At 71.9% G+C, this 24780-nt stretch carries 22 protein-coding genes; 13 read left to right on the forward strand and 9 right to left on the reverse strand.

Translation table 11 applies throughout. The annotated features are described in order from the left end of the window. Positions 1 to 63 precede the first annotated feature (63 nt). The gene (gene tyrS, locus ABZ851_RS35675; RefSeq protein ID WP_361136623.1) at positions 64 to 1467 is read right to left on the reverse strand and encodes a tyrosine--tRNA ligase; all 1404 of its coding nucleotides are present in this window, start codon (positions 1465 to 1467) and stop codon (positions 64 to 66) included. Positions 1468 to 1650: 183 nt separating this feature from the next. After that, the gene (locus ABZ851_RS35680; protein WP_361136625.1) at positions 1651 to 3102 is read right to left on the reverse strand and encodes a metallopeptidase TldD-related protein; all 1452 of its coding nucleotides are present in this window, start codon (positions 3100 to 3102) and stop codon (positions 1651 to 1653) included. A 496-nt stretch (positions 3103 to 3598) separates the two neighbouring features. Between ABZ851_RS35680 and ABZ851_RS35685 the strand changes: the two genes are divergently transcribed. Continuing rightward, positions 3599 to 5242: an arylsulfotransferase family protein gene (locus tag ABZ851_RS35685; protein WP_361136627.1), complete on the forward strand. Its 1644-nt coding sequence runs from the start codon at positions 3599 to 3601 to the stop codon at positions 5240 to 5242. Positions 5243 to 5249: 7 nt separating this feature from the next. Here the strand turns inward: ABZ851_RS35685 and ABZ851_RS35690 are convergent, their stop codons facing one another. Continuing rightward, positions 5250 to 6782 (reverse strand): TldD/PmbA family protein, encoded by a 1533-nt coding sequence (locus ABZ851_RS35690; protein WP_361136629.1) that lies wholly within the window; start codon positions 6780 to 6782, stop codon positions 5250 to 5252. A gap of 318 nt (positions 6783 to 7100) precedes the next feature. Between ABZ851_RS35690 and fabG the strand changes: the two genes are divergently transcribed. Then, entirely contained in the window at positions 7101 to 7805 is a 705-nt protein-coding gene (gene fabG / locus ABZ851_RS35695) for a 3-oxoacyl-[acyl-carrier-protein] reductase (RefSeq protein ID WP_088797050.1), read from the forward strand. Between the two features lie 5 nt (positions 7806 to 7810). Beyond that, the gene (gene fabI, locus ABZ851_RS35700; protein ID WP_088797049.1) at positions 7811 to 8581 is read left to right on the forward strand and encodes an enoyl-ACP reductase FabI; all 771 of its coding nucleotides are present in this window, start codon (positions 7811 to 7813) and stop codon (positions 8579 to 8581) included. Positions 8582 to 8758: 177 nt separating this feature from the next. On the opposite strand, the gene ABZ851_RS35705 is transcribed toward fabI, so the two are convergent. After that, positions 8759 to 9442 (reverse strand): FadR/GntR family transcriptional regulator, encoded by a 684-nt coding sequence (locus tag ABZ851_RS35705; RefSeq protein WP_336054784.1) that lies wholly within the window; start codon positions 9440 to 9442, stop codon positions 8759 to 8761. A gap of 145 nt (positions 9443 to 9587) precedes the next feature. On the opposite strand from ABZ851_RS35705, the gene ABZ851_RS35710 reads away from it, so the two are divergent. The 4 genes from ABZ851_RS35710 (at position 9588) to ABZ851_RS35725 (ending at position 12121) form a co-directional block, all read left to right on the forward strand. Continuing rightward, entirely contained in the window at positions 9588 to 10925 is a 1338-nt protein-coding gene (locus ABZ851_RS35710) for an MFS transporter (protein ID WP_361136632.1), read from the forward strand. Between the two features lie 16 nt (positions 10926 to 10941). Then, complete coding sequence (locus ABZ851_RS35715) at positions 10942 to 11058, forward strand: SGM_5486 family transporter-associated protein (RefSeq protein ID WP_256331552.1); 117 nt, start codon at positions 10942 to 10944, stop codon at positions 11056 to 11058. A 240-nt stretch (positions 11059 to 11298) separates the two neighbouring features. Next, on the forward strand, positions 11299 to 11514 hold the full coding sequence (locus tag ABZ851_RS35720; RefSeq protein ID WP_361136634.1) for a hypothetical protein: 216 nt from the start codon (positions 11299 to 11301) through the stop codon (positions 11512 to 11514). A gap of 88 nt (positions 11515 to 11602) precedes the next feature. Beyond that, positions 11603 to 12121 (forward strand): histidine phosphatase family protein, encoded by a 519-nt coding sequence (locus ABZ851_RS35725; RefSeq protein ID WP_336054676.1) that lies wholly within the window; start codon positions 11603 to 11605, stop codon positions 12119 to 12121. A gap of 195 nt (positions 12122 to 12316) precedes the next feature. Here the strand turns inward: ABZ851_RS35725 and serB are convergent, their stop codons facing one another. Continuing rightward, positions 12317 to 13564, reverse strand: coding sequence for a phosphoserine phosphatase SerB (gene serB / locus ABZ851_RS35730; RefSeq protein WP_361136637.1), 1248 nt, complete (start codon positions 13562 to 13564; stop codon positions 12317 to 12319). Positions 13565 to 14115: 551 nt separating this feature from the next. Here serB and ABZ851_RS35735 point away from each other — a divergent pair. Then, complete coding sequence (locus ABZ851_RS35735) at positions 14116 to 16701, forward strand: FHA domain-containing protein (RefSeq protein ID WP_361136639.1); 2586 nt, start codon at positions 14116 to 14118, stop codon at positions 16699 to 16701. A gap of 96 nt (positions 16702 to 16797) precedes the next feature. Here the strand turns inward: ABZ851_RS35735 and ABZ851_RS35740 are convergent, their stop codons facing one another. The 3 genes from ABZ851_RS35740 to ABZ851_RS35750 all read right to left on the reverse strand — a co-directional run bounded on the left by ABZ851_RS35740 (position 16798) and on the right by ABZ851_RS35750 (position 20028). Then, positions 16798 to 17562: a transglycosylase SLT domain-containing protein gene (locus tag ABZ851_RS35740; protein WP_361136641.1), complete on the reverse strand. Its 765-nt coding sequence runs from the start codon at positions 17560 to 17562 to the stop codon at positions 16798 to 16800. 409 nt (positions 17563 to 17971) lie between these two features. Next, complete coding sequence (locus ABZ851_RS35745) at positions 17972 to 19102, reverse strand: S-adenosylmethionine:tRNA ribosyltransferase-isomerase (RefSeq protein WP_361136656.1); 1131 nt, start codon at positions 19100 to 19102, stop codon at positions 17972 to 17974. Beyond that, positions 19102 to 20028: an SDR family NAD(P)-dependent oxidoreductase gene (locus ABZ851_RS35750; protein ID WP_361136643.1), complete on the reverse strand. Its 927-nt coding sequence runs from the start codon at positions 20026 to 20028 to the stop codon at positions 19102 to 19104. The genes ABZ851_RS35745 and ABZ851_RS35750 overlap by 1 nt, the downstream gene beginning before the upstream one ends. 184 nt (positions 20029 to 20212) lie before the next feature. Here ABZ851_RS35750 and ABZ851_RS35755 point away from each other — a divergent pair, with 184 nt between their 5' ends. From ABZ851_RS35755 to ABZ851_RS35770, 4 genes are all read left to right on the forward strand, one after another. Further along, complete coding sequence (locus tag ABZ851_RS35755; RefSeq protein WP_336054680.1) at positions 20213 to 21358, forward strand: GAF domain-containing sensor histidine kinase; 1146 nt, start codon at positions 20213 to 20215, stop codon at positions 21356 to 21358. A gap of 19 nt (positions 21359 to 21377) precedes the next feature. Then, entirely contained in the window at positions 21378 to 22073 is a 696-nt protein-coding gene (locus tag ABZ851_RS35760; protein WP_336054689.1) for a response regulator transcription factor, read from the forward strand. 190 nt (positions 22074 to 22263) lie between these two features. Beyond that, positions 22264 to 22506, forward strand: coding sequence for a chaplin (locus ABZ851_RS35765; protein WP_336054681.1), 243 nt, complete (start codon positions 22264 to 22266; stop codon positions 22504 to 22506). 156 nt (positions 22507 to 22662) lie between these two features. Beyond that, positions 22663 to 22908, forward strand: a complete 246-nt coding sequence (locus tag ABZ851_RS35770) for a chaplin (RefSeq protein ID WP_361136646.1) — start codon at positions 22663 to 22665, stop codon at positions 22906 to 22908. Positions 22909 to 23010: 102 nt separating this feature from the next. Here ABZ851_RS35770 and ABZ851_RS35775 read toward each other — a convergent pair whose 3' ends face one another. Further along, complete coding sequence (locus tag ABZ851_RS35775; protein WP_361136648.1) at positions 23011 to 23826, reverse strand: hypothetical protein; 816 nt, start codon at positions 23824 to 23826, stop codon at positions 23011 to 23013. A 90-nt stretch (positions 23827 to 23916) separates the two neighbouring features. On the opposite strand from ABZ851_RS35775, the gene ABZ851_RS35780 reads away from it, so the two are divergent. Next, positions 23917 to 24729, forward strand: coding sequence for an ABC transporter ATP-binding protein (locus ABZ851_RS35780; RefSeq protein ID WP_361136650.1), 813 nt, complete (start codon positions 23917 to 23919; stop codon positions 24727 to 24729). Positions 24730 to 24780: the final 51 nt, after the last annotated feature.

Consider the following 24780-nt stretch of genomic DNA (forward strand, 5'->3'; position numbering starts at 1 on the left):
CTCGGTCAGGTCTCGCTGGACGACGCGGCCCGTGCGCACCGGCCGCCCGTGTCCTCCGCCGTCTCAGCGGCCGTCGAGCTGAGCCAGCTTCCGTCCGGCCTTGAGGTACGCGACCCCGGCCGTGTCCGCCAGCTTCTCGGCCAGCACCTCACCCAGCGGACGGACCGAATCGGCCTCCGCGAGCGTCACGGTCTGCTGCCCGTCCTCGCCCTCCACGACCAGCCGCAGCGCATTCTGCTTGGCCAGCCGCCGCGCCGCCGAGGCGCTGGGCGTGAACTCCAGGATCTTGGTCAGCACCGTCGCCACCGTCTCCGTGCCGTGCTCTGCGACATCGACGACCGGGAGCGAGTCCACATCGGAGAACGACTTCTTGGAGAACTGCGCGACGAAACCGGCCCGCGCCGCCATCGCCGCCTCCATGCCGTACAGCGCCGCCACGACCTCGCCCGCCAGGACCTTCTTGAGGTCCATCGGGTGCAGCGAGCGGTCGGTGACCCGGCCCAGGACGAGCGCGATCTCCGCGTCCGTCCACTCCGTCCAGGCCTTCAGGTACGGCTCCATCAGCCGGTCCGGCACCGACATGATCTTGCCGAAGACATCGTCGGCGGGGGCGCTCAGTCCGACGTAATTGCCCTTGGACTTGGACATCTTGGCGCCGGTGCCGTCCGTGCCCTCGATCAGCGGCATGGTCACCACCAACTGCGGCCGCTGCCCGCGCAGCTCCATCAGCTTGCGGCCCATCTGCAGATTGAGCAGCTGGTCGGAGCCGCCCAGCTCCACGTCGCACTCCAGCGCCACCGAGTCCAGGCCCTGCGCGATGGGGTACAGCAGCTCCGTCATGGTCAGACCGGAGCCGGCCGCCAGCCGGTTGCGGAAGTCCTCGCGCTGCAGCAGCTGGGAGGCCGGCACCTGGGCGAGCAGCGTGAGCAGTTCCGGGAAGGTGTACGGCGCCAGCCACTCGCTGTTCTGCCGGAAGCTGACCTTCTCGAAGTCGAAGAAGGGCCGCACCTGTTCGCGGTAGGTGGCGAGGTTGTGCGCGATGTCCTCGTCGGTCAGCGGCGGGCGCTCGGCCGTACGGCCCGACGGGTCGCCGATCTTGGCCGTGAAGTCACCGATGATCAGGGTGACGTCATGGCCCAGTCGCTGGAACCGGCTCAGGACGATCAGCGGCACCGCATGCCCCAGGTGGACATCGGTGGCCGTCGGGTCGATGCCCAGCTTGATGTGCAGGCCCTGGCCGGCCGCCCGGCGCTCCTCGATCCGCTCGGCCAGCTTCTCCACGCCCGGCAGGACCTCGACCGTACGGGCCGCGATCAGCTCGGCCTGCTCCTTGGCGGGCAGGTCCGTCAGATCCAGAGAGCGCCGGGCGCCCGTCTCCTGAAGCAGCTCCCGGACCGTGGCGTCCGAGGAGAGGTCGGCGGAGAGCAGGGTGGTGGCGCGGGCGACGGATTCGCCGAGGCGTGTCATGGCGTTCCTGATCGATCGTGGTTCCCGAACGGGTGGACAAGCGGACAGTCTATTAGCCCCGGAGGACGCGCCTGCGCCGTCCGGCGTCCGCCTGCCACCGGGCCCCGCCTGCCACCGGCCCGCTTCCCCACCGGCCTGCGCGCCATCGGCCCGCCACCACCGGCCGGGCCGATGCCCCCGGCCTCACACCCCGCGGCTGACCGAGCTCATATGGAAGTCCGGGATCCGCAGCGCCGGCATCGCGGCCCGGGTGAAGTAGTCGCCCCACTCCCGCGGCAGGGTCCGCTCCGTACGGCCCGCCTCCACCGCCCGGGACAGCAGGTCCACCGGCGACTCATTGAACCGGAAGTTGTTCACCTCGCCGACCACCTCGCCCTGCTCCACCAGGTAGACCCCGTCCCGGGTCAGCCCGGTCAGCAGCAGCGTCGCCGGGTCGACCTCGCGGATGTACCACAGGCAGGTCAGCAGCAGCGCCGGGCCGTCGTGCCCGGCGGCGGCCACCATCTCCTCCAGCGAGCGGGAACCACCGCCCTCCAGAAGGAGGTTGTCGATGCCCGGCGCCACCGAAAGGCCGGTCAGCGCGGCGCTGTGCCGGGTGGTCGGCAGCCGGTGCAGCACACCCTCGCGCATCCACTCGGTGGCCGTCAGCGGCAGCCCGTTGTCGAAGACCGACGCATCGTCGCCGGAGGCGTGCGCCAGCACGAACGGGGCGCACTCCAGACCGGGCGCCCGCGGGTCGCTGCGCAGCGTCAGCGGCAGCTCGCTGAGCCGTTCGCCCAGCCGGGTCCCCGCCCCGGGCCGGCCGTCCGCGCCGCCGTCGGCCGGCCGGGAGAAGACCGTACGGCCCTCGACGGCGTCCCGGGCCCCGGAGGACCACATCTGGTAGACGAGCAGGTCGGCGACGGCGGTCGGCGGCAGCAGGGTGTCGTACCGCCCGGCGGGCAGCTCGATCCGCCGCTCGGCCCAGCCCAGCCGCCGCCCCAGCTCACCGTCCATCTCCCGCGGATCGACATCGGCGAAGTCCCGGGTCGCCCGGCCGGCCCAGGCGGAGCGGGGTCCGGCCGCGCCGGTACCCGCGGACTTGGCGTTCAGCTCCAGCGTCCCGGTGGGCTGGTCGTGCCGCAGCCGCAGCCCGGTCGAGGTGCCCAGATACGACGAGACGACATCGTGCCGGGCGAAGCCGTACAGCTCACGGCCGCCCGCGCGGGCCTGCCGGAAGGACTCACCCAGCGCCGGGGCGAACGCCGCGAACACCTCCGAGGAGGTCTCGGCGGGCGCCTCGGTGAAGTCGGGGGACATCTTCTCGCCGCCGACCAGCGGCTGGGCGTCCTCGGCGGGCCCGGCGTCCCGTGCGGCCGCCTCGGCGGCCCGCACCAGCGGCTCCACGTCGTCCGCGGTCACCGCGGAGCGCGAGACGACACCGGACGCCGTGCCCCGGCCGCCGTCCACGGTCGCCACGACCGTCAGGGTGCGCCCACGGGTCACGCCGTTGGTGGTGAGCGCATTGCCCGCCCAGCGCAGATTGGCGCTGGACTGCTCATCGGCGATGACCACACAGCCGTCGCCGCGCGAGAGCTCCAGGGCCCGCTCGACGATCTCGTGCGGCCTGTTCCTGCGCGGTGTACGCGTGCTCATCGACCGGCCTCCTGGTGGAAAGCGGACTGCTGGGGTGGGGTGATGCCATTGGTCTCGGCTGGGAGCAGAGCTTATCGAGCGGTCTACCCGGCCATGGCCTGCTCTGCCAAGGGCGCACCGGGCCCGGCCGATCGTCACCAGCCACCCCGGGTCCGGCTCCACGCCCGGCGGCGAGCCGATCACGATCACCGGCACCAACTCCCCCCCCAGCCCGTCCCCGCCCACGGCGCCGTCCTCACCGTGTGACGGGTCCCGACAGCCGTCGGAGCCGACTCCACCAGGCACGGCGGCACGAGCATGCATTCCGGTCGTACGAGGGTCCTCCGGACGGACCCGCCAGCAGGCATCGACTGCCGGTGGTGCTTAGCGTCACCCAAGAGCGCAGGACTTCCTGCCCTGCCCGTGCTGCCGGGAGCTCCCGGGCGGCCTTCGACCACACCGCAACGGAGAGACGATGGCGGAGCTGAAGCCGACTGCCCGCAGGGCCGTGAGGCGCATGAGCCGCACCGCGGGGGCCTGCGCACTGGCCGCGGGGCTGGCCGTCGCGAACTGTGCACTTCCCGCCGCGGCGAGCGGGCCGACGCCGCCCCGCTTGTGTGCGACGGAGCCGGCCCCTCCGACCGGGAGCCCGCCCGCGCCGGACCTGGTCACCTCGGGCAGCGGGGTGTGGAGCTTCGTCTCCGAGCCACGACTGCATCCCATGCGGGTCACCGTGACCGCGCAGCGCCTCGGAACGGCGCCCGGCAGGATCTTCGTCTCCCCGTACACCATCGAAAGCCCCATGATCGGCCAGACCGGGGCACTGATCTCCGACAACGCGGGTGAGCCGTTCTGGTTCCGGCCGCTGCCCTCGACCAGCCTCCAGAACGCCGACTTCAAGGTGCAGACCTACTACGACTCCCGGAAACACACCGCGGAGCCCGTGCTGACCTGGTGGCAGGGATCCATCGCGATTCCCCCCGCGTACACGAACCTGCCGGGCGGCGCTCCCGAACCGGGCGGGTGCTACTACATCTACGACAGCCACTACCGCCTGGTCAGGACGGTCTTCGCACGTCACGGCTTCCATCCGGACGAGCACGAATTCACCCTGACCCGCAGAGGGACCGCGCTGTTCATCGCGACCAAGCCGGTTCCCATGGACCTCCGTCCCTACGGCGGTCCCAAGGACGGCGCCATCCTGGACAGCGAGGTCCAGGAGGTCGACCTCGCCACGGGAGAACTCGTCTTCTCGTGGGACATCCTGGATCACGTCAATCCGGCCGACTCCGAGGTGGCCGCCTCCGACGCGTCCTCGTCCGGCGGGGTCTGGGACGCCTACCACATGAACTCGATCGACGAGGGGCCGGACGGCGAGCTGCTGATCTCGGCACGCAACATGTGGGCGGTCTACGACATCTCCCGGAAGAACGGCCGGATCCGTTGGCAACTCGGCGGGAAGAAGAGCGACTTCACCTTCGGCCCCAACGCGGACTTCTTCTGGCAGCACGACGCCAGGTTCCGGCCCGGAAGCCGCATCAGCATGTTCGATGACGGTTGCTGCAACCAGCCGGACGGCACCCCGGAGCAGCAGTCACACGGTCTGATCCTCAACCTTGACTTCCCCCGTCGCCGGGCGACCGTGGAGAAGACCTACTACCACGCGCCGCCCCTGTTCTCCGCATCCGAGGGGAACACCCAGGCTCTGCCCAACGGGAACCAGTTCATCGGGTGGGGCCAGAACTCCTACTACTCGGAGTACGCGTATCCGGGGAACTCCGAGCACAACGGCCTGCAGAGCCTGCTCTACGACGCGAAGATGCCGGGCTCCGACATCTCGTACCGCGCCTTCCGCAACCGGTGGACCGGCCGGCCGTACTACCCGCCGAGCGCGGCGGCACGGCGCAGGCAGGGGCACAGCGTCGTGTACGCCTCGTGGAACGGCTCCACGGAGACCAGAGCGTGGCAACTGCTCGCCGGACCCGACCCCCGTTCCGCGTCCGTGGTCGTCGCCCACGCCCCCCGGACGGGGTTCGAGACGGCGCTCACGACAGCGAACCCGGGCCCGTACTTCCAGGTCAGGGCACTTGACGCCCAAGGGCGGGTGCTCGGGACCTCCAAAGTGGTGAGGCTGACCGGAAGACACGCCCTGGCCCCGTGAGGGACCCTCAGGAACGCCCCGACTCCTCCGCCGTGTTGAGGATGTTCACGCCCCTGAACAGCGCCGAGGGACAGCCGTGCGACACCGCGGCGACCTGTCCCGGCTGGGCCTTTCCGCAGTTGAAGGCCCCGCCGAGGACGTAGGTCCGCGGCCCGCCCACCGCCTCCATGGAGCCCCAGAAGTCGGGGGTGGTTCCCTGGTAGGCAACGTCCCGCAGCTGTCCGCACAGGCGTCCGTTCCGGATCGCGTAGGCCCGCTGCTGTGTGAACTGGAAGTTGTACCGCTGCATATCGATCGACCAGGACCGGTCGCCGACGACATAGATGCCGCGCTCCACCCCGGAGATCAGCTCCTCGGTGGACGGGCCGTCCGGGTCCGGCTGCAGCGAGACGTTCGCCATCCGCTGGACCGGCACATGGCCGGGGGAGTCCGCGTACGCGCAGCCGTTGGAGCGGTCGAAGCCCGTCAGTTTCGCGATCCTGCGGTCGAGTTGGTAGCCGACCAGGGTCCCGTCCTTCACCAGGTCCCAGGACTGGGCGGCCACCCCCTCGTCGTCGTAGCCGATGGTCGCGAGCCCGTGCTCGACGGTCCGGTCGCCCGTGACGTTCATCAGCGCGGAGCCGTACGCCAGCTTCCCGAGCTGGTCGAAGGTGGCGAACGAGGTGCCCGCGTAGGCCGCCTCGTAGCCCAGCGCCCGGTCCAGCTCCGTCGCGTGCCCGACCGACTCGTGGATCGTCAGCCACAGATTGGACGGATCCACCACCAGGTCGTACCTGCCGGCCTCGACGCGCGGCGCGCGCATCTTCTCGGCGAGGTGATCCGGGATACGGGCCAGCTCGCCGTCCCAGTCGTAGTGGTCGCCGGTCAGGTACTCCCAGCCGCGGCCGGCCGGCGGGGCGAGGGTGCGCATCGAGTCGAAGTCGCCGGTCACCGGGTCCACCGCGACCGCGGTCAGTTCGGGGTGCAGCCGTACGCGCTGCTGGGTGGTGCGGGTGCCCGCGCTGTCGGCGTAGAACTTGTTCTCCTGGACGGTCAGCAGCGAGGCGTCCACGTGGGCCACGCCCGCGGCGCCCAGCAGCCGGGCGCTCCACTCGGCCAGCAGCCCGCTCTTCTCGGCGTCCGGTACGTCGAACGGGTTGATCTCGTACGAGGAGACCCAGGTGCGGTCCGGGTGAGCGGGCTCGTCGGCCAGCTCGACCCTCTCGTCGGAACCGGCGGCCTGGATGACCTTGGCCGACAGCTTGGCCATCGCCACCGCCTGCGAGGCCACCCGCGCCGCCGCGTCCATGGTCAGATCCACCCCGGAGGCGAAGCCCCAGGCCCCGCCGTGCACCACCCGGACCGCGTACCCGAGGTCGGTGGTGTCCGAGGTCCCGGACGTACGGGCATCCCGCAGCCGCCAGGACGCGCTGCGGATCCGCTCCAGGCGGAAGTCCGCATGGTCGGCGCCCAGCGCGCGGGCGCGGGCCAGCGCCGCATCGGCCAGCGCGTGCAACGGCAGCGCCAGGAATGTTTCGTCAACGGCATGGCGTGCAGGCAAGGAGTCCTCCCGTGGTCGGCGCCTGCATCATGCCCTGCCGGGCGCCCGTGGCCCAGGGCGCGGCGGTGCGCGGCGCCGGGAGTCGGCCAGGGTGTGCGCAGCTGCCGGGCGCCGGTGCGGGCACGGGAAGTGGCCGCCGGGGGCGCGCCGCGGGCACGCATGGTGGCTGCCGGGGGGGGCGCGCCGTGGTGGTGGTTCTGTGGAGACCCGACAGTGACCGGCGCCCGTGCCTGTCCGTGCTGGATTCCACCTCAAGGCTCCGTGACCGATAGTTTCGTATCGAACGCAGGACGGACAGGAAACGGAAAGGGTGATCTCTTGAGCCGCTCGGTTCTGGTCACCGGAGGTAACCGCGGCATTGGCCTCGCCATTGCCCGTGCCTTCGCCGAGGCAGGCGACAAGGTCGCCATCACCTACCGCTCGGGCGAGCCGCCCGCGGGGTTTTTGGCCGTGAAGTGCGACATCACGGACAGCGAGCAGGTCGAGCAGGCGTACAAGGAGATCGAGGAGAAGCACGGTCCGGTCGAGGTGCTGGTGGCCAACGCCGGCGTCACCCGTGACCAGCTGCTGATGCGGATGTCCGAGGAGGACTTCACCTCGGTCCTGGAGACCAACCTCACCGGCACGTTCCGGGTGGTCAAGCGCGCCAACCGCGCGATGCTGCGGGCCCGCAAGGGCCGCGTCGTGCTGATCTCGTCCGTGGTGGGCCTGCTGGGTGGCGCGGGCCAGGCGAACTACGCCGCGTCCAAGGCCGGCCTGGTGGGCTTCGCCCGCTCGCTCGCCCGGGAGCTGGGCAGCCGCAACATCACCGTCAACGTCGTCGCCCCGGGCTTCGTCGACACCGACATGACCCGTGTGCTCACCGACGAGCAGCGGGAGAGCATCGTCAAGCAGGTGCCGCTCGCGCGGTATGCGCAGCCCGAGGAGATCGCCGCCTCGGTCCGCTTCCTGGCCTCCGACGAGGCCGCGTACATCACCGGAGCCGTCATTCCCGTCGACGGCGGATTGGGCATGGGTCACTGATCAGCATGAGTGGAATCCTTGCAGGCAAGCGCATCCTGGTCACGGGTGTCCTGACCGAGTCGTCGATCGCCTTCCAGGCGGCCAAGGTCGCCCAGAACGAGGGCGCCGAGGTCATCCTCACCGGCTTCGGCCGGCTCTCCCTCGTCGAGCGGATCGCCAAGCGGCTTCCCAAGGAAGCCCCGGTCATCGAGCTGGACGTCACCAACCAGGAGCACCTGGACGGCCTGGCCGACAAGATCCGCGAGCACCAGGGCGAGGGCGCCCGTCTCGACGGCATCGTGCACTCCATCGCCTTCGGCCCGCAGGGCGCCTTCAACTTCCTGGAGGCCGAGTGGTCGGACGTGGGGACCGCGGTGCAGGTCTCGGCGTACTCGTACAAGTCGCTGACCATGGCCTGCCTGCCGCTCATGGAGCACGGCGGCGCGGTCGTCGGCCTCACCTTCGACGCGCAGATCGCCTGGCCCAAGTACGACTGGATGGGCGTGGCCAAGGCGGCGCTGGAGAGCACCAACCGCTACCTCGCGCGTGACCTCGGTCCCAAGGGCGTCCGCTGCAACCTGGTCTCGGCCGGCCCCATCAAGTCGATGGCCGCCAAGTCCATCCCCGGCTTCGAGGAGCTGGCGGACGTGTGGAACCACCGCGCCCCGATCGGCTGGGACCTCGCCGACCCGGAGCCGGCCGGCCGCGGCGTCGTCGGCATGCTGTCCGACTTCTTCCCCCGTACGACGGGCGAGATCGTCCACGTCGACGGCGGTGTGCACATGATGGGCGCCTGACGCACCGGCGCCTTTGCGCTGCCGTCCGTGCTGCTCGTCCGTACTGCCCGTTCCGGTCCGCCGGGGCGGGCAGTACGCGTTACCGGGCGGGCAGGGCGGGGTTACGGGGCGTGAGCCGGCGGGGCAGGCCGGGAAGTGGTGCGTGCGGTGTGTCCGCTGCGTGCGGTGTCCCGTGGGTCAGCCGTGGTCCGGGAGGCCGGGCCGGCAGCCGAAGGGGTGGGCGCTCGCCTCGGCGGCGGCCCGGTCGCCGTCGCCCGCCCGGATCGCCTCGACCAGCCGGGCATGGTCCATATGTGCCTCGGGCCGCAGCTCCTCGCCCACATCGGCCCGCAGGAAGTCGCGCAGCACGCCCCCGAGGTCGGCGTAGATCTCGGCCAGCACCTCGTTGTGCGAGGCCGACACGATCGCCATGTGCAAGGTCGCGTCCGCCTCCACGAAGGCCTCCGCCGCGCCGGACTCCCAGGCCCGCTCGCGCCGCTCCAGCAGGGCGTCGATCTGCCGCAGGTCCTGCGCGGTGCGGCGCTCGGCCGCGAGCCGGGCGGCCGACGTCTCCAGGGCGCTGCGCAGCTCGGCGACGTGTCCCGGCTCGGCCGCCGCGAACCGGCGGTTCATCACCCCGGCCAGTTCACTGGTCGCCACCACGTAGGTGCCCGAGCCCTGCCGGATGTCCAGCAGCCCGTTGTGCGCCAGCGCCCGTACGGCCTCGCGGACGGTGTTGCGGGCCACCCCGAGCTGTTCGACGAGCGCCGGCTCGGTCGGGATACGGGAGCCCACCGGCCACTCGCCGGACGTGATCTGGGCGCGCAGCTGCGCGATCACCTGGTCGGCCAGCGCGGACCGGCGGGGCGAGGTCAGAGGCATGGCTGCACTCCGGGGTGAGGGGGATGACGGACGGGGGCGGTGCGGCGCCCGGCGGAGCCTGGGGGCCGTCGGTGCCGGCCGGGACGGCAGAGGCTATCGAAATCGACTGGACAGGCATTCATCCCATGATTCTATGATGGCGCGTATGGCAGACGACGACCTCGCGACCCTCGGCCCCGCCGCCGAGCCCCACACGACTCCCGCCGACCGGCCCGCCCACGGCACCGGACGCCCGCAGCCGGGCCGCGGGGAAGCCGCTCCGGAGAGCCGCCACCAGGCGAGCGGACAGGCCGGTCACCGGCTGCGGTGGATCGTGATCGCCGGTCTCGTCCTCGCCGCGCTCAACCTCCGCCCGGCCATCACCAGCCTGGGCGCGCTGCTGGAGGAGGTCCGCGACGGCCTCGGCATGAGCGGCACCGTCGCCGGCCTGCTGACCTCCGTACCCGCGCTGTGCTTCGCCGCCTTCGGCATCGCCGCACCCCGCCTGGCCAGGCGCTTCGGGCCGGGCGCTGTCGTCTGCGCCGGTATGGCCGCGATCACCGTGGGCGTCGTGGTGCGCCCGTACGCCGGCGGCACCGGCGGCTTCCTCGCCGCCAGCGGGCTCGCCCTGGCCGGCATCGCGGTCAGCAACGTCCTGATGCCGGTGGTCATCAAGAGCTGGTTCGCCGACCGGGTCGGCCCGATGACCGGGCTCTACTCCATGGCGCTGGCCCTGGGCACCTCGCTCGCCGCGGCGCTCACCGTGCCCATGACCGATGCGCTCGGCGGGAGTTGGCGGACCGGTCTGGCGGTGTGGGCGGTGCTCGCGGCGGTCGCCGTGCTGCCCTGGCTCGTGGTGGTACGGCAGCGCAGGGCCGCCGCCGGGCCGGCCACGGGCGGCGCGGCACACACCGGGGAAACCACCCTGCGGATCACCTCCTCGCCGACCGCCTGGGCGCTGGCCGTCTTCTTCGGCCTGCAGGCCACCGCCGCGTACATCACGATGGGCTGGATGCCGCAGATCTTCCGCGACGCCGGGGTCTCGGCGGGCACCGCGGGAGTGCTGCTGGCGGTCACCATGGCGATGGGCGTCCCGCTCTCCTTCGTCCTGCCGCGGCTGGCGGCCCGGATGCGGCATCAGGGGCCGCTCGCGGTGCTGCTCGGCCTGTGCGGCCTGGCCGGTTACGCCGGGCTGTGGCTGGCGCCGGCCGCCGGCGCCTGGGCCTGGGCGCTGCTGATGGGCATCTCCAACTGCGCCTTCCCGCTGGCCCTGACGATGATCGGGATGCGTTCGACCAGCTCCGCCGGGGTCGTCAAGCTCTCGGCCTTCACGCAGAGCGTCGGCTATCTGATCTCCGTGCCCGGACCGCTGCTGGTCGGCACGCTCTACCAGCACAGCGGCGGCTGGGGGCTGCCGATCGCCCTGATGGCGGGGCTGATGGTGCCGCAGATCGTGGTGGGTGTGCTGGCCGGGCGGGACCGCCGGATCGAGGACGAGGCCTGAGTGCGACACTGGGCGCATGCCAGTGCTCGAACCGAATCCGCAGGGCAGCCAGAAGAAGCTGCTCCTCGTGCTGGGCGTCATGCTCGGCGTGACCGTTCTCGTCGCGATCATCGCGAGTATCGCGGCGCCGTAGGGGAGACCCCCTGGGAGTACTCGGCCGGGGCCGCCCCGGCCGGGACAGACCGTCGGCCGAGGCCGGCCCGGGGCGTGGGCGGGCATGCCCCCTAGGGGTCGGCGCCAGGGTCGAGTAGGGGGCTTCCCGGATAGGAACGGCCGCCGGGAATCCGTAGCTTCGAAGAACACCGCACACAGCGGTGGGCGTGCCGCGGCCCGCGGTGGCGCCGCCCTTCGAGGTGCCACGGAGGCGATGCCCATGTCCGCCGCGTCCCGCCGGCCGGCCGCCGCCGAGGCCCGCCGTCCCCGCCGGCGGATGTGCCTGCCGTGGTGGGCACTGGCCCTGCCGGTGATCTCCTTCGTGGCCCTGCTGGCAGTCGTCACCGCTCCCGCCGAGGCGAGGGCCGCGAGCGCCCCGCAGGGCCTGGTCGCCCTGCTGGAACTCCTCGCCAGGATCGTGCGCGGCGGTGCCTGACGCCGGCCCGCCGCCCGCGTCCCACCTCGCGGAGGGAGCACTTCAACACCCCGCGCCCCGTGCCGCCTTTCGTGCGAAGCTGGGACGCATGAGCGCCGATACACCCCGCCGGATTGTCCTCCTCCGACACGCCAAGGCCGAATGGTCGGAGACCAGCGATCATGAGCGTCCGCTCGCCGAGCGCGGCCGCAAGGATGCCCCGGTCGCCGGCCGCTGGCTGGCCGGAGCCGGGATCACCCCCGATCTGACCCTGTGCTCGACCTCAGCGCGTACCCGTGAGACCTGGAAGCTCGCCGTCCACGAGCTCCCGCAGCGCCCCAAGACCGTCTATGAGGAGCGGATCTACGAAGCCTCCCTGGGCGAGCTCATCGCGCTGCTGAACGAGACCTCCGACGACGTCACCGACCTGATGCTGGTCGGGCACAACCCGGGCGTGCACGCCCTCGCCGACGCGCTCTCCGGCGACGCCGAGGGCGATCTGCTGCCCCGGATGAACCGCAGCGGCTTCCCGACGGCCTCGCTTGCGGTGCTCTCCTTCAACGGCTCCTGGAAGTCCGTCGAGCACGGCGTCGGACGCCTGGTCGCCTACTGGACCCCCCACGGATAAGGCTGAGGACCACCCCGCGCGCCGGGAGCGCGGGGGAAGCGTGACACACGCGTGAGGGCCCCGGCACACAGGTGCCGGGGCCCTCTTCTGTCCGTCGTTGCCCTTCGCCGGGCGGCGCTCCCTGCCGCGGCCGTGCCGACCGGGCCGTGCCGACCCGGCCGCGCCGGACCCCCGGACCAGGCCGGACCGGCCCGCTCAGCCGACGAGCGTGTCCGCCGCCTCGACCTCTTCGCGGGTGATCCCCAGCAGATACAGCACGGTGTCCAGGAAGGGCACGTTCACCGCGGTGTGTGCCGCCTCCCGCACCACCGGCTTGGCGTTGAAGGCGACACCGAGCCCGGCCGTGTTGAGCATGTCGAGGTCGTTGGCACCGTCCCCGATCGCCACGGTCTGCGCGAGCGGCACCCCTGCCTGCTGCGCGAACTCCCGCAGCAGCCGCGCCTTGCCGGCCCGGTCCACGATGTCGCCGGTGACCCGGCCGGTGAGCTTCCCGTCGACGATCTCCAGCGTGTTGGCCGAGGCGAAGTCCAGCCCCAGCTCCTCCTGGAGCGCGTCGGTGACCTGCGTGAAACCGCCCGATACGACGCCGACTTGATAGCCGAGCCGCTTGAGGGTCCGTACCAGGGTGCGGGCCCCGGGGGTGAGCCGCACCTCCTTGCGCACGGCCTCGACCACGGACGCGTCGAGCCCGCCGAGCAGCTCCACCCGGGCGTGCAGCGACTGCTCGAAGTCCAGCTCACCGCGCATCGCGGCGGCGGTGACCTCGGCGACCTCGGCCTCACAGCCGGCGTGCGCCGCGAAGAGCTCGATGACCTCGTCCTGGATGAGCGTCGAGTCGACGTCCATGACCACCAGCCGCTGCGCTCGGCGCTGCAGCCCGGCCGCCACCACCGCGACATCCACGCCCAGCCGCGCGGCCTCGGGAGCCAGCACACTGCGCAGCGCCTCGGTCGCCGCACCGGACACCGCGAACTCGACGGCGGTCACCGGATACTTGGCAAGCCGGAAGATGCGGTCGATGTTGCCGCCGGTGGCCGTTATGGCGGCGGCGATCGCGGCAGCGGTCTCCGCGGTGAGCGGATGCCCGAGCACGGTGACATGCGAACGGCCGGTGCCGCGCGGGCGGTTGTCACCGCGGCCGGAGATGATCTCCGCCTGGAGGTTCAGCGACTCGGCCCAGCTGTGCACGGTGGCCCGCAGGTCGCCTTCGGAGGTGCCGGAGGAGCCCTCGGCGGGGGAGGGGGCGGTGACCAGCGCGCACAGCGTGATGCGCCCCCGGGTCACCATCTGTTCGATGTCCACGACATCGACGGAGTAGGCAGCGAGGGTGTCGAAGAGACCTGCGGTGATGCCGGGCCGGTCCTTCCCGAAGATCTTCACGAGAAGGGTCGGTAGGTCATCGCCCGGTACGGGGGTGGCAGGCGGGGTCTGCGATGCGCTCATGGTGCCCTTACGGTAACCGCCGGGCGGTGGCGGGCGTACGGGTGTCCGGGGTTCGGACCCGCGCGGCCCGGTCCCGCCGTGCCCCGCACCCCTGTGCCTCTGGCCCCGGCGGCCCGTCGATCGTTATCGAGTCGTGTCCGGCTCACCCCGCGTCGCCCGACCAGGACATCTGCCCCGGCACGCCAACCCGCCTGCCGGGGCGACGGGTTCGGCACGCCGGCGGTGCACGGACACGGCAGACCGAGCGGTCGGTCAGGTACGCGTCCGCTTCCTCCCATCATGCGGCCTCCGCCCCGGACGTGCAGGGCGTCGACGGCGGGCCGTGCCGCTCCCGCCGGAGCCCCCTCCGTCCGGAACATCCGCTATCCGGTGATCTCAGGGTGTCCATGGGTGCTTCCCGCGCTCCGGGGGGCTTTGACGGGCACCGGCACACGCACCTGCACCCCGGCGCCGTCCCGGTTACCGGTACACGGGCCGAGCCTGAAATAGTTCCTCACGATGTTCACCATCCCTGGACTTCCCATACAGGGCGTCACTCGGGGGACTATGTAATGGGGCGTGGAGTGCCTGAACTCGTACTCGAATTGAACGGTAGGACCTGGACGCTCGACCCGTCCCGGTCCTACAACGTGGGCCGTGATCCGCAGGGCGACATGGTGCTCGACGATGCCCGGGTCTCCTGGCGGCACGCCACCGTGCGCTGGGCCGGCCACAGCTGGATCATCGAAGACCAGGGCAGCACCAACGGCACGTATGTCCAGGGCCGGCGGATCCACCAGATGGAGATCGGCCCCGGCGCCACCGTGCATCTGGGCAACGCCACCGACGGCCCCCGGGTGACCCTGTCCGGCGGGGCGCAGGCCGCCGACGCGTTCGGGGCGCAGGCCGCGCAGGCCGCGAGGACGCCGCAGCAGCAGCCCGCGCAGGGCTGGCAGGCACCCCCCGCGCAGCAGCCGCCGGGCCACCACCAGCCGCCCGCCCAGCAGGGCTGGCAGGCGCCGCCGCAGGACCAGCAGCAGCCGCACGTCCCACCGCAGCAGGCCCAGCGGCCGCCGCAGGCCCAGCAGCCCTCGCAGTCCGTGCCCCCGCAGCAGGCCCGGCAGTCCCCGCAGGCCGGCGCCCCGGTCCACGGCGACCGCAGCCCGACCACGTTCCACCGCCTCGACTCGGGGCGGGTGATGCGCATCGGCCGTGCGCTGGAGAACGAGCTGGTCGTCTCCGACCTCCAGGTCTCCCGCCACCACGCCGAGTTCCGCGCCACCCCCGACGGCCGGTTCGAGATCCACGACCTCGGCAGCCACAACGGCACCTACATCAACGGCCAGCCGGTGCCCAAGTCCGGCAAGGCGCCGGTCGGGCCGAACGACATCATCGGCGTCGGTCACTCCACCTTCCGGATGGTCGGCGACCGCCTCGAGGAGTTCGTCGACACCGGTGAGGTCTCCTTCTCGGCCCGCCACCTCACCGTCACCGTCGACGGCGGCAAGCAGATCCTCAAGGACGTCTCCTTCGGCGTCCCCGAGAAGTCCCTGGTCGCGGTCATCGGCCCGTCCGGCTCCGGCAAGTCGACGCTGCTCAAGGCGCTGACCGGCTACCGCCCCGCCAACCAGGGCGATGTCCTCTACGACAACCGGAACCTCTACAAGCAGTTCGCCGAACTGCGCCAGCGCATCGGTCTGGTCCCGCAGGACGACATCCTGCACAAGGAGCTGACCGTCGAGAAGGCCCTCCGCTACGCGGCCAAGCTCCGCTTCCCCGGGGACACCGCGGACGCCGAGCGCAAGGCCCGGATCGACGAGGTGCTGCACGAGCTCAAGCTCCACGTCCACAAGGACAAGAAGGTCACCTCGCTCTCCGGCGGCCAGCGCAAGCGGGTGTCGGTGGCGCTGGAGCTGCTGACCAAGCCGTCACTGATCTTCCTGGACGAGCCGACTTCCGGTCTCGACCCGGGCATGGACCGCGATGTCATGCAGCTGCTGCGCGGCCTCGCCGACGACGGCCGTACGGTCCTGGTCGTCACGCACTCGGTGGCCGAACTCGCGCTGTGCGACAAGCTGCTGGTGATGGCCCCGGGCGGCGGCGTGGCCTACTTCGGCCCGCCCGAGGAAGCGCTCAACTTCTTCCAGTACGACACCTGGGCGGATGTCTTCTCGGCGTTCGAGAACTACCGCGACTACGACTGGATGGGGCGCTGGCGCGGCTCCCCGCACTACCAGATGTACGCCGCTGACATCGACTCCGTCGCCCCGCAGTCGGTCAATGTCCAGGTGCCGCCGACCCGGATACCCAAGTCGCAGAGCTGGGGCTCGCAGCTGTGGACGCTGATGCGCCGCTATGTCTCGGTGCTCGCCTCCGACCGGGGCTTCCTGGGCCTGATGCTCATCCTGCCCGCGGTGCTCGGTGTGGTCTCGATACTGATCCCCAGTGACTACGGCTTCGGCTACGGCCCGCTGAACAAGGGCCGCACCAACCGCGATGCGAGCACCATCATGCTGATCCTCGCGGTCGGCATGTGCTTCTCGGGCGCCGCCAACTCGGTGCGCGAACTCATCAAGGAACGGGTGATCTACGAGCGCGAACGGGCCACCGGCCTGTCGCGGTCGGCGTATCTGATGTCCAAGGTGATCGTGCTCGGCGTGGTCACGGCCATCCAGGGCGTGATCATCGCGGCGATCGGCTTCTGGCCCCGGAAACTGCCCTCCGAGGGCCTGATTCTGGCGGGGTCCCCGCAGATCGAGATGGCGCTGGCGATCATCGCGCTCGGCTTCACCTCGATGATGTTCGGCCTGGTCATCTCCTCGCTGGTGAAGACCGCGGAGAAGACCATGCCGCTGCTGGTCATGTTCGCCATCGTCCAGGTGGTGTTCACCGGAGTGCTCTTCCAGCTCTTCGACACGCCGGGCGTCGCACAGTTCGCCTGGCTGATGCCGTCGCGCTGGGCCGTCGCCGCGATGGGCGCCACCGCCGACATGAACGCCCTGCTGCCCTGGGAGCGGGGCAACCCGGACCCGCTGTGGAAGCACCAGACCGGCGTCTACGTGATGGACATGATCATCCTGATCAGCCTGGGCGTCGCCCTCGCCTTCGTCGTCGCACGGCTGCTGCGCCGCCACGAACCCGAGGTCATGCGCAAGTAGCACCGCGCACCGCACCGCACGCCCGAGGGGCGGCACCCGGTCCCGGGTGCCGCCCCTCGGCGGTGTGCGCGATGGCGGACTGCCTGAACCGGTGGCTCAGTACGCCGAGTTGACGTTGTCCATCGAGCCGTACTTGGCGGCCGCGTAGTTGCAGGCGGCGGTGATGTTGGCGACCGGGTCGTACATGTTCCAGGAGGTGCCTTCGACGTGGTACGTCTTGAAGGTCGGCGCGATGACCTGCAGCAGGCCCTTGGACGGGGTGCCGTTGATGGCGTTGATGTCCCAGTTGTTGATGGCCATCGGGTTACCGCTGGACTCGCGCATGATGTTGCGGTGGATGCCCTCGTACGAGCCGGGGATGCCCTTCTTGGCCATGATGGCCAGGGACTCGCGGATCCAGCCGTCCAGGTTGTCCGGGTACGTCTTGGCGGCCGGCTTGGCGGCGGTCTTCACGGGCGCCGGCTTCACGGCCGGCTTCGCCGCGGCGGGGATCGCGGTGCGTACGGCGGACCGGCTCGCGGCGGCCTTCGTGGCGCGCGCCTTCTCGGCCTGGGCCTTCGCCTTGGCGGCCTTGACGGCCGCGGCCTTCTTCGCGGCCGCCTCGGCCTGGCCCTTGGCGGCCGAGCTGTCGGCCTGCCGGGCGATCGTGGCCTGCTGGGCCTTGGCGGCGGTACCGACCGCACTGAAGGCGACCGGCTTCACGTTCTCGACGGTGGTGGCCTGCGCCGCGCCCTGATCGGCGTCGGCACCCGGAACGGTGGTGAAGAGCAGAGCTGCGGCACCGGCGGTGGCGACACCGGCGACGGAGAGCTTCTGCGTCCGGGTCAGGCGGCGGAGACCAGAAGTGGCGTGCTGAGGCATGGCGGGACAGACCTTCCGATGGGGGGACGCCGCACGGGCCCGGAATGGTGGCGAACGCCGTAATTCCCTTCACGGCGCCGAGCGACGGGGCCATTCTTAGCGGCCGGAAATTCCCCCGGCAAAGGTGTGACGTACGATCCGGGTTAGTGGAACCCTGGCGGCGGATATTGCGTCCCGAAGAGGACTTTCCCAGCTCACGCAGTAATGGGAGGTCCACTAACCCGGCTCGTAAGTGACCTGCGTCCTATGCGCGGCGTCACAGTGCGGCGGTGTTTGTCTCGCCGGACGTAATTGCAAACGCACAGTCCGTATGCGTCAAATCCCCGCCCGCACGCTGCGACGGAATCCTGGATTACCCCGGCCACCCGGCCCGACCGGGGCGCCGCTGCACGGCCTCCGCGCCCGGAACTCAGTCGGGCAGCACGAGATGCAGATCGCCGAATTCATGCCACAGATAGCGCCGCCGCACCGCCGCCGCATAGGCCCGGCGCAGCGCCTCCCCGCCGTCCGCCACCGCCTGAAGCATCAGCAGATGGGAGGCGGTGGGCTCGTGCAGCCCGGTGAGCAGCCCGTCCACCGCCCGCACCCCGCGCTCCGGCGTGACCACCAGCTCCGTCCAGCCGGCCGCGGCCCGCACCCGCCCGTCCGCGCCGGTCGCCGACTCCAGGGCCCGTACGGCCGTGGTCCCCACGGCCACGATCCGCCCGGCCGGGGCGCCCGGACGCCGCCGCCGCGCCGCCGCCCTGCGCCGGGCCCGCGCGGCGTTCACCAGCCACGCCGTGACCGGCGGCACCACGAACCGCTCCGCATACGGCGGCTCGAACGCCTCCGCCGAGGCGACCCCCGTATGCAGCGACACCGGCGCGAACTGCACCCCCTTGCTGACCAGCCGCGCCACCAGCGCGGCGGTGAAGGGCCGGGCGGCACTCGGCATCTCCGCGCTGCCGGCGCCGGGGGAGTCCACCGCGAAGACCGTCTGGTACGCCTCCAGCGGCTGGTCCCGGTCCGTGTAGCCGTAGCGGATCGGCCGCCCGTGGCGCCGCAGCAGCCCGTGCACCTCCGCGCCCGCCACCCGCGCCCACCACAGCCGGGCGCTCCCGGGGTCCAGCGGGGCCTGGAACACCAGCCGCGCCCCGCCGGGCAGCCGCACCACCGTGCCGGCCGGGCCGCCCGCCCGCGGCACGGTGCTGCCCCGCCCGTCCGGACTCCGCAGCTCCACCGCCCAGCAGCCGTCCACCGCCCGGCCCGCCGGGTGCCACCGGTCCGCCCGCGTGGAGAAGTGCACCACCACCGGCTCACCGCGCCCCCGGCCGTCGCCGGCCCGGCCGTCCACCGCGGCCGGCAGCGTCCGCGAGGTGTTCACCACCAGCACGTCCCCGGCCGCCAGCAGATCCGGCAGCTCACCGAAGCCGTGGTGGCCGGGCTCCGCCGCACCCCGGCTCACCATCAGCCGTACGGCGTCCCGGCCGAGCCCGGGCCCCCGCTGTTCGGCCGGCACCGCGGCCGACAGCTCCGCCGGGACCTGTACCGCCTCCGTGATCACCGGGAGCTCCCCCCGCCGGACGCGGGCACCCCGCCGGACGGGCCCGCCCCGGCCGCCGCGTGATACCGCCCGCTGGGTGCCCGGTCGTCCAGCAGGCGCAGCAGCCCGGGAACCACGGCCCGGGGCAGCGGCCGCCCGGACGTGTCCTCGTCCGGTACGGCGGCCGCATACAGATCGGTCCGCATGTCACCCGGGTCCACCCACCACACCCGCAGCTCCGGCTCCTCCACCGCGAGCACCGCCGACTGCTGGTCCAGCGCCGCCTTCGTGGCGCCGTACCCGCCCCAGGCCGGGTACGCCTCGACGGCCGCGTCCGAGCTGATGTTGAGCACCGCCCCGCCCTTACGGGCAAATGTCCCTTTCGTGCCGATGGTCGCGCCGCTTACTGCCCCATAAGTGGGCGAATCGGACGTACCGGCATTTCGGGCATTCTTGATGTAAGGGTATGAATCGTATGCCGTTTTATTTCCGGCATCCTCTCTATAAGGAGCGTTCCCCCTGAAAGGGATAACTTCCTCGTACGAGTGCAGGTAGGAGGAATTCCGCAAGAGCGGCAAAGCCTCCTGGACGAGTCCGAGCGGTGCCACCACATTCACCTCCAGCGCCGCCCGCAGCCCGTCCAGCGGATGGTCCGCCAGCCGTGCCAGTGGCTCGGCCCCCAGTGCGCTCGCGTTGTTCACCAGCAGATCGAGCCCGCCCAGCGCACCGGCCGCGGCCACCAGCGCCGCCCGGTGCCCCTGGTCCGTCACATCCCCGGGCAGCGCGACCACCCGTACCCCCGCCCCGCGCAGCTCCCGCGCCGCGTCCTCCAGCGGCCCGGCCGACCTGGCGTCCACGACCAGGTCCCACCCCCGTTCCGCCAGTGCCGCGCCGAGCGCCCGGCCCAGTCCCTTCGATGCCCCCGTGATGACCGCCACCGGCATGATCGCGTCCCCTTTCGGTCCGGACCGGGATCCCGGCCCGTCCTCACCGTAGGAACGCCGCGAGCCCCCGGACGTCGGCCGCCGGACCGGCCGTGGCCAGGGCATTCGGCCTAGGCCGGGCGGCGTAGGCGGGGGCCGACGCCGGACCGATACGCGCTGGTCGCGCCGCCGGTACGGTGAGCCCATGACCAACGGACCGGGAGCCGGAATCCCCGCGGTGAGCACCGCGATCCTGGCGATGAGCAGGCATCTGGAGGTGCGCGACGTCCTCAAGACGATCGTGGCCTCGGCCCGCGAGCTGCTGGACGCCGAGTACGCCGCCCTGGGCGTGCCCGACGATCACGGCGGCTTCGCCCAGTTCGTGGTGGACGGCGTCAGCGCCGAGCAGTGGAAGGCCATCGGCCCGCTGCCCCGCCAGCACGGCATCCTCGCCGCGATGCTGCACAACGCCACCCCGGAACGGCTTGCCGACGTCCGCGCCGACCCCCGCTTCGGCGGCTGGCCGTCGGCCCACCCGGACATGTCCGACTTCCTCGGCCTGCCGGTCGCCGACGGCGACGAGATCCTCGGCGCCCTCTTCCTGGCGAACAAGCGCTGCTCCAAACCGGCCGGCGACTGCGGCTTCACCGAGGAGGACGAGCGGCTGCTCGGGATACTCGCCCAGCACGCCGCCATCGCCCTGACCAACGCCCGCCTCTACGAGCGCAGCCGCGAACTGACCATCGCCGGCGAGCGCGCCCGGCTCGCCCACGAACTGCACGACGCGGTCGCCCAGAAGCTCTTCTCGCTCCGCCTCACCGCCCAGGCCGCCACCGCCCTGGTCGACCGCGACCCGGCACGCGCCAAGGACGAGCTGCACCAGGTCACCGCGCTGGCCGCGGAGGCCGCCGACGAACTGCGGGCCGCCGTCATCGAACTGCGCCCCGCCGCCCTGGACGAGGACGGCCTGGTCGCCACCCTGCGCTCCCAGGCCCAGGTCCTGGACCGGGCCCACTGCGCGCGCGTCACCTTCGCCGCCCACAGCGTCCGGGCGCTGCCCGCCGCCCAGGAGGAGGCGCTGCTCCGGGTCGCCCAGGAGGCGCTGCACAACGCCCTGCGGCACTCCGGCGCCGAGCTGGTCGAGGTGACCCTCACCCGCAACGGCCAGGGCGCGCTGCTGCGGATCGCCGACGACGGCTGCGGATTCGACCCCGGCGCGGTCCGCCGGGCCGGCCGCCACCTGGGCCTGGTCTCGATGCGCGACCGCGCGAGCGGCGTCGGTGGAAAGCTCACCGTGGAATCGGAGCCCGGCAAGGGCACCACTGTCGAGATGGAGGTGCCCGGTGGCTGACACGGACAGGAGCGGCACGATGGGGATTCCCGCGGACGGATCAGGGGCGGCCGCCGGGCGGCGGACCGCGGGCGGCGGACCGGCGATCCGCGTACTGCTCGTCGACGATCACCAGGTCGTGCGCCGCGGGCTGCGGACGTTCCTGGAGGTCCAGGACGACATCGAGGTGGTGGGGGAGGCCTCCGACGGCGCCGAGGGCATCGCCGCCGCCGAAGAGCTGCGCCCGGACGTCGTCCTGATGGACGTCAAGATGCCCGGCATGGACGGCATCGAGGCGCTTCGTACGCTGCGCGAACTGGACAACCCCGCCCGGGTGCTGGTGGTCACCAGCTTCACCGAACAGCGCACCGTCGTCCCGGCGCTGCGCGCGGGCGCGGCGGGCTACGTCTACAAGGACATCGACCCGGACGCGCTGGCCGGCGCCATCCGCTCGGTCCACGCGGGCCATGTCCTGCTGCAGCCCGAGGTGGCCGGCGCACTGCTGTCCCAGGAGGAGAACAACGGCGGCCAGGGGCGCGGCACTTCCCTCACCGACCGGGAGCGCGAGGTCCTGGGCCTGATCGCGGACGGCCGCTCCAACCGCGAGATCGCCCGCGCGCTGGTGCTGTCCGAGAAGACCGTCAAGACCCATGTCTCCAACATCCTGATGAAGCTCGACCTCGCCGACCGGACGCAGGCCGCACTGTGGGCCGTACGGCACGGCATCGGGGCCTGAACGCCCATGGGGGAGCGCCGGGTACGACGGCGTTCCTCTACCGCCGACACAAGCGGAATGTCGTCTTCAGATCCGAGATTCATACTGTCGTGTAGCCATAGCCCATTCGGCGTATCCCTTCTCGGCCCGTGCCGTTGTCCAGTGCAGTCGTGGCGGCTGGCCACGGCAACGGCAACGAGGAGCTAGAGAAGTGAAGAACATCAAGCGCGCAGCGGCCATCACGATGGTGGCGAGCGGTCTCGCCCTCGCGGGCGCCGGCGTCGCCTCGGCCCACTCCCCCCAGGCCCAGGGCGGTGCGATGCACTCCCCGGGAATCGTCTCCGGCAACGTCGTCCAGGTCCCGGTGCACGTCCCCGTGAACGCCTGCGGCATCACCGCCACCGTCATCGGCGCGCTCAACCCCACCTTCGGCAACCCCTGCGCCAACGTCTGATCCCAGGCGCCCGCAGGACCTCGTCCGACCCCCGCGATGCCATCGTCCGCGCGGGTCGGGCCGGACCGGCCCCGTCCTGTCTCGGACGCGCGGCCGGTCCCCCACCCTCCGCCATCGTCTTACGGCCCTGTGCCACCACGTGAGGAACACGCCCCCATGAACACCGCCAAGAAGGCCGCACTCGTCCTCGCCGCCACCGGGATCGCCCTCGGCGCGGCCGCCGGATCCGCCTTCGCGACCAGTGGCGCGCAGGCCGACGGCACGGCCGTGCTCTCCCCCGGCATCGGCTCGGGCAATCTCGCCCAGGTCCCCGTGCACGTCCCCGTGAACGCCACCGGCAACACCGCCAACGTCATCGGCGTGCTCAACCCCGCCTTCGGCAACACCACCTCGAACAACTGAGGCTGTCCGAACGGGCCGGCCGGCTTCGCCTGCCCAGAGGCGCCCGGCCCGTTCGGCACAGGCCCCGCCGACCACACAATGGTCCGGCGGGGCCGCTTCCGTTCACCCCCGGTGCCGCTCCCGCTCCTCCACCGCGGAGTTGTACGCCGCCACCTGCGCCCGCCGGGCCGTCCGCTCCACCGGCCGCAGCGCCTCGGCGCGCGCCGCGATCTCGGACGAACTCACCGCCGCACCGTGCTCCCTGCCGTCCCCGCCGGCCTGCTGCGCGATAGCGATGAGCGCGCCGACACGCTGCGCCAGCTCCAATACCCGCACCGCCCGCGGCGGATATCCGGGAGCCAGCACCTGCCGGCCGGCCTCCGCCCGCGCCCGGTACGCCTCCAGCGCCGCCTGCGCCACCGGTCCCGACCCCGCCACATCCAGCTTCGAGAGCAGTTCGGTCGCCTCCCGCAGCGCCTCCGCAAGCTCCCGCTCGGCCTCGCCCAGCGAGGGCACATCGGCCGGCGGCGCCTCCCGCACCGGCAGGCAGCGCCAGACCACCTCCACATGCACATCGGGTCCGGTGCCGCCCTCCGGCCCGGCCTCGTACCTCTCCGGAATCAGTCCCAGACCGGCCCCCGGAGCGAGCACCGCCTCCTCGGCCTCCAGCGCCCGCGCATTGAATTCCGGCGGTCCGCACAGACCCAGTGGGTGCCCGGGAGCCGGCAGGGCCACCCACAGGCCCCTCGCCCCCAGTGTCCGCAGCCGCCCCAGCGCGAGGGTCAGGCCGACCGGCGCCTCCTCCCCGGGCAGGCCCGCCACGCGGTGCACCGCGTCGTCGTCCGCGATCCGGTGCGCGGCTTCATCAGGTGAGACAAGTCCGGCCAAAAGGGCATTTCCCCATGCCGCGAGCCGTCCTGAACGTGGTTCATCGAGCATGGTCCCCAGCCTAGGGAAGAGCACCGACAACGAGTGGCGTAGGTTTGCAGGGGGGCTGCGCCTACAGGTGTACGCGACGACCGAGAAGCAATGGGAGACAACGCGCTCATGAGCGATGTGCTGGAGCTGGTGGACGTATCCGTGGTCCGCGAAGGACGGGCTCTGGTGGACCAGGTCTCCTGGTCGGTGAAGGAAGGGGAGCGCTGGGTGATCCTCGGCCCCAACGGCGCCGGCAAGACCACCCTGCTCAACCTCGCCTCCAGCTATCTCTTCCCGAGCTCCGGCAGCGCCTCGATCCTCGGCGAGCAGCTCGGCCGGGTCGACGTCTTCGACCTGCGCCCGCGCATCGGCGTCGCCGGCATCGCACTGGCCGACAAGCTGCCCCGCAGCCAGACCGTCCTGCAGACCGTGCTCACCGCCGCGTACGGCATGACCGCGCACTGGCAGGAGAACTACGAGGACGTCGACGAGCAGCGCGCCCGCGCCTTCCTCGACCGTCTCGGGATGAACGACTACCTCCACCGGAAGTTCGGCACCCTCTCCGAGGGCGAGCGCAAGCGCACCCTGATCGCCCGCGCCATGATGACCGACCCCGAGCTGCTGCTGCTGGACGAGCCGGCCGCCGGTCTCGACCTCGGCGGCCGCGAGGACCTGGTCCGCCGCCTCGGCCGCCTCGCCCGCGACCCGTACGCGCCCTCGATGATCATGGTCACCCACCACGTCGAGGAGATCGCCCCCGGCTTCACCCACGTCCTGATGATCCGTCAGGGCAAGGTGCTGGCCGCCGGCCCCCTGGAGCTCGAACTCACCTCCAGCAACCTCTCCCACTGCTTCGGCCTCCCGCTGGTCGTCGAGCGCAACGGCAACGACCGCTGGACCGCGCAGGGCCTGCCCCTGACCTGACCGCCCGTCGCCGGACCGCCTTCCCCAACGGGCCGTCCCCCGGGCTCGTCC

The organism is Streptomyces sp. NPDC047049 (assembly GCF_040643995.1).
Classification (GTDB): Bacteria; Actinomycetota; Actinomycetes; order Streptomycetales; family Streptomycetaceae; genus Streptomyces; species Streptomyces mooreae.